This is a genomic window from Pantoea cypripedii (assembly GCF_002095535.1).
In the GTDB taxonomy this organism is placed as follows: Bacteria; Pseudomonadota; Gammaproteobacteria; order Enterobacterales; family Enterobacteriaceae; genus Pantoea; species Pantoea cypripedii.
In genome coordinates, this window is sequence record NZ_MLJI01000001.1 from 104,344 (window position 1) to 117,415 (window position 13,072).

Genomic DNA, 13,072 nt, shown 5'->3' on the forward strand with positions numbered 1-13,072 from the left:
TGTCTGATAACACGGCTAAGAGTTGCCGGGAGAGATTTTGTTGCGCGTCAGTCGTTCCTTAACGATTAAGCAGATGGCCACAGTCTCCACCGTGGCGTTGGTTACCATCTGTATTTTCATCGTCATCCAGTTATTTCATTTTGTGCAGCAGCGCAGGATTGACTACGCCCAGCAGATGGAGAATGTGGCGCATACCGTGCGTCAGCCGCTGTCCGAAGCGGTGTTAAAAGCCGATATCCCCCAGGCAGAACGCATACTGAATACCCTGAAACCCTCCGGCATTCTGTCACGCGCCGATGTGGTGCTGCCCAATGCGTTTCAGGCGCTACACGCGGATTTTGAAGTTGAGAAACCAATTCCACGACTGGTGGCGCGTTTGTTTGAGTTGCCAGTACAAATTACGCTGCCACTGTATTCGGTAGAACGGACCGGGCTGCCGAAGCCGATTGCCTACCTGGTATTACAGGCAGATTCATCCCGGGTGTATCAGTTCATCCTCAGTACTCTGGCAACAATGATCACCACGTATCTGCTGCTGGCACTGATTTTGTCGGTATCCATCAGCTGGTGTATCAACCGGTTGGTGGTGCACCCGCTACGTAATATTTCGCGTGATTTGCAGGAGCTGCCGCCGCAGTCAATCCTGACGCATAAGTTGCCGCTGCCCAACAACCATCGCGACGACGAAATTGGTATGTTGATCCGCAGTTATAATCGCAACCAGCAGGTACTGGAGTCGATTCACGATGAAATGAGCCGACTGACGACGCACTTTGCCGTCACCGATTTACCGAATCGCGCGCTGTTTCTGGCGCTGCTTGATCAGCACCTCAGCCATCCGCATCGTCATAACCCCTGGGGGGTGATGGTGATCCGCATCGAAACCTTGCAGGATGCGAACGGGGTGTTGAGCGATGAGCAGCGCGATATCCTGATGCTGACACTGGTGGAGAAAATCCGCAGCACTATCGATGATCATACGCTGCTGGCACAAACCGGACCCAGCGACTTCGCGCTGCTGATGAAGCGCGCGCACAATCCTTTTCGATCGATGCGACTGGCGCGCAATCTGATGCTGCGCATCAACCAGCCGGTCAATCTGCAACAATTGCAGCTGCGGCCTAACGCCAGCATCGGTCTCGCGTTGCATGACGACACGCCCATTTCCGCCAGTGAACAACTTGATCGTGCCACTTCCGCGATGATGTCGGCGCGCCATCAGGGTAAAAACCAGATCCTGTTCTTCGACCCGGCACTGACTGAGCGGGCGCAGAAGCGCCTGACGCAGGAGCATGACATTTTGCAGGGGTTGCAGGATGAAGAGTTTGCGCTGTATCTGCAGCCGCAAATCAATATGGCGACCGGGGAGCTGGCCGGAGCGGAAGCGCTGTTGCGCATGCGTCAGCCAGATGGCAGCTGGGGGTTATCGGAAGAGTTTATCGCCAGCGCCGAGGAGATTGGCGTGATTGCGTCCATTGGCCGCTGGGTGTTTGAAGAATCCTGCCGCATTATCGCTGCGTGGCAGAAGCAGGGCATTAATATCCCGCTCAGTGTCAATATCTCGGCGGTGCAACTGCGCGACCCCAGCGTGGTCAGCCATTTGCAGGGGCTGCTGGCGCGTCATCGTATTACGCCGGGCAACTTTGTGCTGGAAATTACCGAAACCGCGCAGATTGGCGATGCTGAACAGGCGATGGCGTTGCTGCGCATGTTGCAGCAGACCGGGGTGGCCGTGGCACTGGATGATTTCGGTATGGGCTACTCCAACCTCAACTATCTGCATCAGTTTAAGGCGTTGCCGGTCAATAAGTTAAAGATGGACCGCAGCTTTGTCGCCGTCCTGCCGGATGATGACACCATGGTACGCATCGTGGCCGCCATCGCGGACATTATCCATCTGGATGTGATTGCCGAAGGGGTGGAAACCGCCGAACAACGTGACTGGCTGCTGGCACGCGGTATCACCATTGGGCAGGGCTATCTCTATGCCGAGGCGCTGCCGCTGAATGTCTTCAACCAACGCTGGCTTGACAAGTTATCACCCGCCGAATAATCACCTGATTTATTGATTTTCCTTGCGAAATTGCATAACTCTCGCTTGCTGAAGCGTTTCAGTTCATAGTTAGAGTTTTGTAACTTTTGTAAGGAATGTAACCCTATATTAATCCTGTTAACCGGATGTTATTTTCCCTGAGGTCGGCAGGGTCTTCCCGGACCCCGCAACGACCTCATCAAATTATTAAATAAATGACGGTGAAATCCGTCTTCACTGGACACCTGTTATGAAAACCTCGCTGTTTAAAAGCCTCTATTTTCAGGTGCTGGTTGCCATAGGCATCGGCGTTCTGTTAGGCCATTTTTATCCTGAGTTAGGCGCGCAGATGAAGCCGCTCGGAGATGGCTTTGTTAAGTTGATCAAGATGATCATCGCCCCCGTGATTTTCTGTACGGTGGTGACCGGTATTGCCGGCATGGAGAGCATGAAAGCAGTTGGGCGGACTGGCGCGGTTGCGCTGCTCTATTTTGAAATTGTCAGCACCATCGCGCTGATTATCGGCCTGATTGTGGTCAACGTGCTTCAGCCGGGTGCGGGAATGAACATTGACCCTGCCACGCTGGATGCCAAAGCGGTTGCGATGTATGCCCAGCAGGCGGAACAGCAGGGTGTGATTGCCTTCCTGCTGGATGTGATCCCGAACAGCGTGATCGGTGCCTTTGCCAGCGGCAACATCCTGCAGGTGCTGTTGTTTGCGATTTTGTTCGGTTTTGCCCTGCATCGTCTGGGAGATAAAGGCACGCTGATTTTTAACGTGATTGAAAGCTTCTCCAAAGTCATCTTCGGCATCATCAATATGATTATGCGTCTGGCCCCGATTGGTGCTTTCGGCGCGATGGCGTTCACCATCGGTAAATACGGTGTCGGCTCGCTGGTGCAGCTCGGCCAGCTGATTATTTGCTTCTATATCACCTGTATTTTGTTCGTGGTGGTGGTGCTGGGGCTGATTGCCCGCGTTGCGGGTTTCAACATCCTTAAATTCGTGGCTTACATCAAAGAAGAGTTGCTGATCGTGCTGGGCACCTCTTCTTCAGAATCTGCGCTGCCGCGTATGCTGGATAAGATGGAACGCCTCGGGTGTAAGAAGTCGGTGGTGGGGCTGGTGATCCCAACGGGTTACTCATTTAACCTCGATGGCACCTCGATTTATCTGACGATGGCCGCCGTGTTTATCGCTCAGGCGACCAACGCGCATATGGACGTCTTTCATCAGATCACCCTGCTGGTGGTGCTGCTGCTGTCATCGAAAGGGGCAGCGGGTGTGACCGGCAGTGGCTTTATCGTGCTGGCCGCCACCTTGTCGGCGGTGGGGCATCTGCCGGTGGCCGGTCTGGCGTTGATTCTCGGCATTGACCGTTTTATGTCCGAAGCCCGTGCATTAACTAACCTCGTCGGTAATGGTGTGGCGACGGTGGTGGTGGCGAAGTGGGTCGGTCAGCTGGATGAGAAGCAATTGCAGGAGACGCTTTCTTCAGCGAAAAAGGTAAAAAACGCGCCAGAATCTTCACTGTAAAGCAGCAATTGCGTTAATTTGCCGGGAAATGCCCGCTGTGACTTGCCCTCACAGCGGGCATTTGCATAATAAACCCCATTGATTTTTTTCCCGGTTTTTCACCTCGTTGCGCGACTTCCTGGCCATCTTGTGGTCAAAGAGTCAGTTGAAGAATAAACGTGGCGGTAAACTGCCGCACCGGTCGCGGTTATGTGCGACCGAACGTGCCGTGATAACGAGTGTTGATCTGTTTGATAGGGGTTCACATGCAGGGCACCAGAATTCGGCTTTTGGTTGGCGGATGGCTGCTGGCGGCATCCGGTTTCAGCGTACACGCCGAAACGCTCCAGCCTGATCCCGCCTGGCAGGAAGGCAAACTGGACAATGGTTTTAGCTGGCAGCTGCTGACTACGCCGCAGCGTCCCAGTGACCGTATTGAGCTACGCCTGATCGTTAATACCGGTTCGCTGGTGGAGAGTGCACAGCAAACCGGTTTCAGCCATTTGTTACCACGTCTGGCGTTGGTGCATAACACCGCGCTCGACACCAATCAGCAACGTGCGCTGTGGCAGCAGGCGATGGATCCCCATAGTCCATTGCCACCGGCGATTTCGTCGTATGATTTCACCCAATACAATCTGAGCCTGCCCAATAACCGGCCGGAATTGCTGAAAGAAGCGCTGAGCTGGCTGTCGGCAACCGCAGGCAAAATGACGCTGAATGAACAGGTGGTGGCAAGCGCTCTGAGCGCGTCCGATCCCATCGCCACCTGGCCACCCAATACCCAGGATGTCTGGTGGCGCTATCGTCTGAAAGGCTCCGCGCTGCTGGCGCACGACCCTGGCCAGCAGCCGCGTGCGCCGGTGGACATTGCGCAGCTGAAAACGTTTTATCAACAGTGGTACACGCCTGATGCTATGACGCTGTACGTGGTCGGTAATGTCGATAGCCGCGGTCTGGCGGAGCAGATTAATAAAGCGTTCTCGGCCTTACAGGGCAAACGGCTGTCACCGGCGGCGATGCCGACGCTGTCGCCGCTGCCGCATCAGCCAGTGAACCTGGTGAATGGTGGGATGAGTCAGGATCGCTTATCGCTGGTGTGGGACACCGCGTGGCAGCCGATTCGTGATTCGCAAAACCTGGAACATTACTGGCAGAGCGACCTGGCGCGTGAAGCGTTGTTCTGGCATGTGCAGCGTGCGCTGGGCGATAGCAAAGCGCAAAGCGTGCAGGTCGGCTTTGATTGCCGTGTGCTGTATCAGCGTGCGCAGTGCGCCATCAATATGGATAGCCCTAACGCCTCGCTGCAACAGAATATGAATCTGGTGGCGAAAGAGCTGGCGGCGGTACGTGATAAAGGCTTACCGCAGGACGAATTTGATGCGCTGATGGCGCAGAAACTGCTGGAGCTGAACAAGCTGTTCGCTACCTACGCGCGCACCGACACGGATATTCTGATGGGGCAGCGTCTGCGCTCGCAGCAAAATGCGGTGGTAGATATCGCGCCAGAGCAGTATCAGAAGCTGCGCCAGGCGTTTCTCGGCGGTTTAACCCGTGACCAGCTCAATCAGGAATTGCGTCAGCAACTGTCGCAGGAACTGACCATGGTGCTGATTCAGCCGGAAGGTGAAGCGGAAACCAATGTGAAGATGTTGCAGGAAGGCTGGGATAAAGTGATGGCCCCGCCAGCTACCCCGGCAACGCCTGTTAGCCCGGATGATGGCAAAAGCGACGGCAATGCCAGCGGTAGTGAACTGGCCCCGCCGTCGTCATAAGTTTCAGGTTTTGGCCCGCAGCCACTCGGTCACCAGCATTGGCCAGCTGGCTAACGGCAAATCAGCGACGCCACGGATGCCAAATCCGTGGCCGCCTTTCTGATAGAAATGAATTTCTGCCGGAACCTGGTTTTCGCGCAGCGCGCTAAAGAACACCATGCTGTTATTGACCGATACCGTCTCATCGTCCGCCGCGTGGATCAGCAACGTCGGTGGCGTCTGGTTGTGCACCCTGGTTTCCAGCGAATAAGCCTCAATGGTTTTCTCATCCGGCCAGGCGCCCAGCAGGCGGGTGCGCGAACTCTCGTGCGCCAGACCATCACGCATGCTGATCACCGGGTAAATCAGTACCATCGCGTCGGGCCGTGGGGAAAAGCTGTCCGCCTGATCCTGCACCGGATAAATCTTCTCGGCGAACCGCGTGCCGAGGCTGGCGGCGACATGTCCGCCTGCGGAGAAGCCCATCATCACAATATATTTGCCGTTCATCCCACGCTGCGCGCGTTCGCGCAATACCCGCACCGCCCGTTGCGCATCTGCCAGTGGGGCGTCGGGGCCTTCATGATGGCCGTCATAGGGTAAACGGTAGGTCATCACCGCCAGCGTATATCCCATCGAGGTGAAGAAGGTTGCCAGTGCGCTACCTTCCCGATCGATAAGTACCCGCTGATAACCGCCACCCGGTGCGACCAGCAGCGTGATGCCGTTGGAGTCCTGTGGATGCCAGATCGCCATTTCCGGGCAGCGTACGCCCGTGGCGGCGCGATCGTAGGGTTCATATTCTTTGGCGAGATCGACAATTTGCGGCTGTGCGCGTGAGTCGCTGGCACCGGGGGCATCACCGTGCGGCCAGATATTAATAATTTCTGTGTGCATAAATCAGTCCTGAGCGAGTTATGTTGTCTTTCTTGTTGTCGCGGCCGGATCAACAGCCTCCTGCTGTTGTTGATTAAAACATGGTCTTTTTTACGGCGATCGTCCAGCCGAAAACCGGCGATCAGCAGAGATTCGGACAAAACCTGGCGCACATTTTTTTTGCCATAACTCGTTGAATTTAAAATTAGATCTTAAGTATGGCTAAAGTGCTGTTACCCGTTCTGGCGGGGTTTTGGATTGCATCAGGCAATAAGCAAAATTTACCGGGATAAATGCGGATTTAAGGGAAATTTTCAGGGCGGTGTTGTTAGCCGGGATGATGATTGGTTGGCGAAAAAACGCCCTGGCTGGCAGGGCGTGGTCCTGTTACTGCGGCATGGCACTTAGCGGGATAATTGCGCCACGATGCTGAATCACCGTGCTGGCGGTAAGATGGCCGCGCGCGGCAGCCGCATCCGGGTCGGCACCCTGCAGGCGCAGCGCCAGATACCCCGCGCTAAATGAATCCCCAGCGGCAGTGGTATCGATCACTTTTTCTTTCGCCAGTTTAATGGCGGGCACATCAACCAGCGGCGCATCACCCACCGCCACCAGGCAGGATTCCGCCCCACGTTTGATGACGATTTCCGCGACACCCGCCGCGCGCGTGCGGGCAATCACTGTTTCCAGCGGCTGCTCGCCCCACAGCAGATGCTCATCATCCAGCGTCAGGAAGGCGATATCGGTGTTTTGCAGCATGGCGGCATAGGCCTGCTGCGCGCTGGCCTTATCTGCCCACAAGCGCGGACGATAGTTATTATCGAAAATCACTTTGCCGCCGTTGCGGCGACAGGCACTGAGCAGTGCCATTAACTTCTCGCGGCTGGCGGCAGGTAAAATCGCCAGACTGATGCCGCTCAGATAGAGGTAATCGTAATGTGCCAGCTGCTGGCAAATCGCGTCAGATTGCGGGCTATCGAGCCAGTAGCGTGCGGCGGCATCGCTGCGCCAGTACCAGAAGGTACGCTCGCCGTGTTCATCGGTTTCGATGAAGTACAGGCCGGGCATTTTATTGTCGAGCCGCTGGATTAAATCGGTCTGCACCTGTTCCTGTTGCCAGGCGGCAATCATCTGGTCACTGAAGCTGTCGGTGCCGAGTGCGGTAACGTAATCCACGCGCAGCTGCTCTGTGGCAGACTGGCGCGCCAGATATACCGCGGTGTTCAGCGTATCGCCGCCAAAACCGCGTTTGATGTTCTCACCTTTTTCGGACAGCTCAATCATGCATTCGCCAATGATGGCGATTTTCTTCTGCGTCATGGTCTTCGGCCTGTAGTGAATTCTGCCTCTAGTCTCGCGTCTGGTATGGCAGTCGTCAATGTTTTTCAAAACGGCGTTTTAATTCCACTTAAGGTTTCAAAGTGGGGTTTCTGCGGTGATTTAGCGGTCAAACCGCCGTTTGTTTTACCGATTAAGCGCGACATGCGCTGTTACACTCAAGAGCTCGTGTGGCTGCTCGGTTGATAAAGTTATCCAGGTGATCGCCGATAATTGCCGCTGAGATGCTATTTGCAGGCACTCACCACCTACCAGGAAAAAACCATGGTGATGAAGAAATTAAGTCATCGGCTGCCTTCTTCAATTGAACTGGAGCAACAACAGGAAACGCGTCTCTTCTGGCAGCAGTGCCAACGATTCTATACTTTCCAGCCGATCTACCAGGTCTCAGGCCGCTTGCTGGCTATTGAATTACTGACTGCGGTGACACACCCATCCGCACCAGAAAAAAGGCTTTCGCCGGAAATCTATTTTGACGCGCTGGATATTGCGCAGCGTCTCGACGTGGTGCAGGAACAGCTTGAGTTGCTGATGCAGTGGTCGGTGCTTTTTAGCCAGCGTCAGCTGGTGGCATCGGTCAATATTGATGGCCCGACGCTGCTGGCAATTCAGCAACATCCACAGATCCGCAGCCTGATTGCCCAACTGCCATGGGTACGTTTTGAACTCACCGAACACCATGTGTTGCCGCAGGAAGAGATGATCGCGCAAATGCCAGAACTTGGCCCGTTGTGGCTGGATGATTTCGGCTCCGGTATGGCGAACTTTTCAGCACTGACTGAACTGCGTTACGACTATATCAAGCTATCGCGTGAGCTGTTTATCCTGCTGCGTTCTACCGAAGAAGGGCGCACGCTGTTTTCCATGTTGCTGGCGCTGATCAATCGTTATTGCAACGGCGTCATCGTCGAGGGCGTGGAAACCGAGGAAGAGTGGCAGCAGGTGCGCAGTTCGCCCGCGATGGCTGCGCAAGGTTATTTCTTCTCCCGCCCGGTTCCGTTTAGCGAGCTGGAAAACATGGCCTTAGCGCTTCCCTGATGCGTTCCTTAACGTCTCGACTATCTTTAAATGAGACGTGGAAGGGCAAGGAGGAAGCAGCATGTCTCGAACAGGAAAAGTCCTGAGCTGGGTTATCGGGATTTTTTTGTTGCTGGTTGTGGTGGTCGTGGTTGTGATTACAACCTTTGACTGGAACCGCCTGAAGCCAACCATCAACCAGAAAGTCTCGGCAGAACTGAATCGACCTTTCGCCATTCGCGGCGATTTAGGTGTCAGCTGGGTGCGCAATCGCGCAGAACCCGGCTGGCGCAGCTGGGTGCCATGGCCGCAGGTCCATGCCGATGACATCATGCTGGGCAATCCCCCGGCGATTGCGGATGTCACCATGGTGCATTTACAGCGGGCCGAAGCGACCTTAGCGCCGCTGGCGTTGCTGCATAAGCAGGTTTATCTGCCGTGGATCAAACTGCAACAACCGGATGCCCGCCTGGTTCAAACCGCCGACAAACAAAACAACTGGACTTTCAACCTCGCCAGCAGCAGCAACAGCGATGCCAATGCTGCTCCTTCGGCGTGGTCGTTCCGCCTCGATAATATCCTGTTCGATCAGGGGCAGATTCGTTACCTCGATGCCATCAACAAAGCCGATGTCAGCGTCACCATCAACCCGCTGGGTAAACCGGTGCCTTACGCGCAGGTGGCGGGCGGCAATGATCAGCAGCAGGGTGCGGGTGACTTTGTGTTTGGCTGGAAAGCCAGCGGCACTTACAACAATCAACGCCTCGATGGTGAGGGCAAAATCGGTGGCATGCTGTCGCTGCGCAGCCAGACCACGCCATTCCCGTTGCAGGTTGATGTGCGTAATGGCACCACGCGGGTACGCGTCGATGGCACTTTGCAGGACCCGCTCAATCTCGGCGGGCTGGATGTGCGCCTGCGCTTCGCGGGCGACACGCTGGCGAATTTGTATGGTTTAACCGGCGTGTTGTTGCCGGATACGCCGCCGTATGAAACCGATGGGCACCTGATCGCGCGCTTCAACGAGGACAAAGGACCATCGTTCCGCTATGAAAACTTTAACGGTCATATCGGTGACAGCGATATTCATGGTTCGCTGGTTTATCGCCAGCAAAAAACGCGTCCGATGCTGACCGGCGAACTGTCCTCAAATCAGCTGCGCATGGCCGATTTGGGGCCGCTGATTGGCGTCAACTCTGGTAAGGGCAGCGAGAAAACGCAACAGGCGAAAGCGCAGCGTGGCGAAGCCTCTACGCAACCCGCCGATCGCGTGCTGCCGCATGACAAGTTTGCCACCAAAAGCTGGAACGCTATGGATGCCGATGTGAAGTTCAGCGGCAAACGCATCGAACACAGCAATTCGCTGCCGTTAAGCGATCTTTATACCCATTTGCAGCTGAATAACGGCGATTTACGTCTTGATCCGCTGCGCTTCGGTATGGCCGGAGGGACGCTTAACTCCACCATCCATCTGGAGGGCGATCGCACGCCGATGCGCGGTCGCGCGGATTTGCATGTACGCAAACTGAAGCTGCGCCAGCTATTTCCTGGCGTGCAGGCGATGCAGAAAAGCCTCGGCCAGTTAAATGGCGACGCGACGCTGAGCGGCACCGGTAATTCGGTGGCGGATTTGCTGGCAACCAGCAACGGTGAGCTGAAGCTGCTGATGAACGACGGGCTGATCAGCCGTAGCCTGATGGAAATCGCCGGGTTGAATGTCGGCAACTATGTGGTCGGTAAGATTTTTGGCGATGATGAAGTGCGTATCAACTGCGCTGCCACCGATCTCAACATCCGTAACGGGCTGGCGACGCCGCAGCTGTTTGTGTTTGATACCGAGAATGCGGTGATTAATGTGTCAGGCAGTGCCAACTTCGCCAATGAACGCCTCGATTTAACCATCGATCCTGAGAGTAAAGGCGTGCGTATCATTACGCTGCGTTCACCGCTTTACGTGCGCGGCACCTTTAAAAACCCCGACGCCGGAGTGAAAGCCGGGCCGCTGATTGCCCGTGGTGCCGCTGCCGTGGCGCTGGGTACGGTGCTGGCACCGGCTGCGGCATTGCTGGCGCTGGTTTCGCCGAGCGACACCGATAGCAATCAATGCAGCAATGTATTGCAGCAGATGAAGCAGAAGAAATGATCAGTTACGCCACAGCACCTTGATGATGTGGTAACCAAAGGCGGTTTTCACCGGTCCGTAAGGTTGCAGTAACGGGCAGCTGAACACCGCCTTATCAAAGGCTGGCACCATCTGGCCTTTGCGGAATTCGCCCAAATCGCCGCCGTTACGTCCGGAGGGGCAGGTGGAGTGTTTTTTTGCCAGCTGCTGGAAGTTTGCGCCTTTTTCCAGCTGGGCCAGCAGCGCTTTTGCCTGTGCTTCATCCTTCACCAGGATGTGTAAAGCCGCTGCAGTTTTCGCCATGATTCGGTCTCAGTTGTGTATAATCGTCGCGCATTATACCCGCCTCCTTCTGATTTAACTGAGTGAAATTCCGCTATGCGTTTAAACCCCGGCCAACAACGTGCTGTCGAATTTGTCACCGGTCCCTGCCTGGTGCTGGCCGGTGCTGGCTCGGGTAAAACCCGTGTAATCACCAATAAAATTGCCCATCTGATCCGCGAGTGCGGCTATCAGGCGCGCCATATCGCCGCCGTGACCTTTACCAACAAGGCCTCGCGTGAGATGAAAGAGCGTGTGGCGCAGACGCTGGGGCGCAAAGAGGCGCGCGGTCTGATGATCTCCACCTTCCATACCCTGGGGCTGGAAATCATTAAGCGCGAATATGCCGCGCTGGGCATGAAATCCACCTTTTCGTTGTTCGACGATCAGGATCAGCTGGCACTGCTGAAAGACCTGACCAAACAATGGCTGGAAGAAGACAAGACGCTGTTGCAGCAACTGATTTCCACCATTTCCAACTGGAAAAATGACCTGGTGGATCCGCAGGGTGCGGCAGGGCTGGCGAAGTCACAGCGTGACCAGATTTTTGCCCATTGCTACCAACTGTACGATCAACATCTGAAAGCCTGTAACGTGCTGGATTTTGACGATTTGATCCTGCTGCCGACGCTGCTGCTGAAACGTAATCAGGAAGTCCGCGAGCGCTGGCAGCAGCGCATTCGTTACCTGCTGGTGGATGAATATCAGGACACCAACACCAGCCAGTACGAATTGGTCAAACTGCTGGTGGGCGCCCGCGCGCGTTTTACCGTGGTGGGCGATGATGATCAGTCGATCTATTCCTGGCGTGGTGCGCGTCCGCAAAACCTGGTGCTGCTGAAAGAAGATTTTCCGGCGCTGGAGGTGGTGAAGCTGGAGCAGAACTACCGTTCCTCGCAGCGCATCCTCAAAGCCGCCAATATCCTGATCGCCAATAATCCCCATGTGTTTGAGAAGCGCCTGTTCTCCGAGCTGGGCGTCGGTAGCGAGCTGAAAGTGCTGATGGCCAATCATGAAGATCATGAGGCGGAGCGCGTGGCGGGAGAGTTGATTGCCCATCACTTTATCAATAAGACGCAATACAAGGATTACGCCATTCTCTACCGCGGTAACCATCAGTCGCGGGTTTTCGAGAAGCAGCTGATGCAGAACCGTATTCCCTATCGGATTTCGGGCGGCACCTCGTTCTTCTCGCGACCGGAGATTAAAGATCTGCTGGCCTACCTGCGTGTACTGACCAATCCCGAAGATGACAGTGCCTTTCAGCGTATTGTGAATACGCCGCGCCGCGAGATCGGACCGGCTACCCTGCAAAAACTCGGCGAGTGGGCCACGCTGCGTAACAAAAGTATGTTCAACGCCAGCTTTGATATGGGGCTGGGGCAAACCCTGAGCGGGCGCGGGCTGGAGCATCTGCAACGTTTTACCGGCTGGCTGAATGAGATGATTCAGCTGACGGAGCGCGAGCCGGTGAATGCGGTTCGTGACCTGATTCGCGGCATCGACTACGAAAGCTGGCTGTTCGAAACCTCTCCCAGCCCGAAAGCGGCTGAAATGCGCATGAAAAACGTCAATATGCTGTTCCAGTGGATGACGGAAATGCTGGAAGGAAACGAGCTGGATGAGCCAATGACGCTGGCGCAGGTGGTCACACGCTTTACCCTGCGCGACATGATGGAACGCGGGGAAAGCGACGAGGATGTCGATCAGGTACAGCTGATGACGTTGCATGCCTCTAAGGGGCTGGAGTTCCCTTATGTCTATCTGGTGGGAATGGAGGAAGGTTTGTTGCCGCACCAGAGCAGCATCGATGAAAACAATATCGAAGAGGAGCGTCGTCTGGCGTACGTGGGGATTACCCGTGCCCAGAAGGAGCTGACCTTCACGTTGTGCCGCGAGCGACGTCAGTATGGCGAGCTGGTACGCCCGGAGCCGAGCCGTTTTCTGCTGGAATTGCCGCAGGATGATGTGGTGTGGGAACGCGAGAAAAAAGTGGTCAGTGCCGAGGAACGGATGAAAACCGGGCAGACGCGTGTTGCCGGGTTACGGGCGATGCTGGAGAACGCGAAGAAGGGGTCGTAATGTCGCGACGCGAT

General features: G+C 55.5%; 9 protein-coding genes. 6 read left to right on the forward strand and 3 right to left on the reverse strand.

Annotated features, from left to right (window positions below; genetic code table 11):
- Positions 1–40: 40 nt before the first annotated feature.
- From hmsP to HA50_RS00455, 3 genes are all read left to right on the forward strand, one after another.
- Positions 41–2,053, forward strand: a complete 2,013-nt coding sequence (gene hmsP, locus HA50_RS00445; RefSeq protein WP_208617303.1) for a biofilm formation regulator HmsP — start codon at positions 41–43, stop codon at positions 2,051–2,053.
- Between the two features lie 229 nt (positions 2,054–2,282).
- Positions 2,283–3,569: a dicarboxylate/amino acid:cation symporter gene (locus HA50_RS00450; RefSeq protein WP_084871690.1), complete on the forward strand. Its 1,287-nt coding sequence runs from the start codon at positions 2,283–2,285 to the stop codon at positions 3,567–3,569.
- Positions 3,570–3,814: 245 nt separating this feature from the next.
- Complete coding sequence (locus tag HA50_RS00455) at positions 3,815–5,323, forward strand: M16 family metallopeptidase (protein WP_084871691.1); 1,509 nt, start codon at positions 3,815–3,817, stop codon at positions 5,321–5,323.
- Between the two features lie 3 nt (positions 5,324–5,326).
- Here the strand turns inward: HA50_RS00455 and HA50_RS00460 are convergent, their stop codons facing one another.
- Together HA50_RS00460 and kdgK are read right to left on the reverse strand one after the other, a co-directional pair.
- Complete coding sequence (locus HA50_RS00460) at positions 5,327–6,199, reverse strand: alpha/beta hydrolase (RefSeq protein WP_084871692.1); 873 nt, start codon at positions 6,197–6,199, stop codon at positions 5,327–5,329.
- Between the two features lie 366 nt (positions 6,200–6,565).
- A complete protein-coding gene (kdgK, locus tag HA50_RS00465; RefSeq protein ID WP_084871693.1) occupies positions 6,566–7,498 on the reverse strand; it encodes a 2-dehydro-3-deoxygluconokinase in 933 nt (310 codons plus the stop codon).
- 282 nt (positions 7,499–7,780) lie between these two features.
- Here kdgK and pdeH point away from each other — a divergent pair, with 282 nt between their 5' ends.
- On the forward strand, positions 7,781–8,554 hold the full coding sequence (pdeH, locus tag HA50_RS00470; protein WP_084871694.1) for a cyclic-guanylate-specific phosphodiesterase: 774 nt from the start codon (positions 7,781–7,783) through the stop codon (positions 8,552–8,554).
- 61 nt (positions 8,555–8,615) lie between these two features.
- Positions 8,616–10,676, forward strand: a complete 2,061-nt coding sequence (locus HA50_RS00475; RefSeq protein ID WP_084871695.1) for an AsmA family protein — start codon at positions 8,616–8,618, stop codon at positions 10,674–10,676.
- Here HA50_RS00475 and ppiC read toward each other — a convergent pair whose 3' ends face one another.
- Positions 10,677–10,958 carry a peptidylprolyl isomerase PpiC gene (ppiC, locus tag HA50_RS00480; RefSeq protein ID WP_084871696.1) on the reverse strand — a complete coding sequence of 94 codons (282 nt, stop codon included), beginning with the start codon at positions 10,956–10,958 and terminating at the stop codon, positions 10,677–10,679.
- A 75-nt stretch (positions 10,959–11,033) separates the two neighbouring features.
- Between ppiC and rep the strand changes: the two genes are divergently transcribed.
- Positions 11,034–13,058, forward strand: coding sequence for a DNA helicase Rep (rep, locus tag HA50_RS00485; protein WP_084871697.1), 2,025 nt, complete (start codon positions 11,034–11,036; stop codon positions 13,056–13,058).
- Positions 13,059–13,072 lie beyond the last annotated feature (14 nt).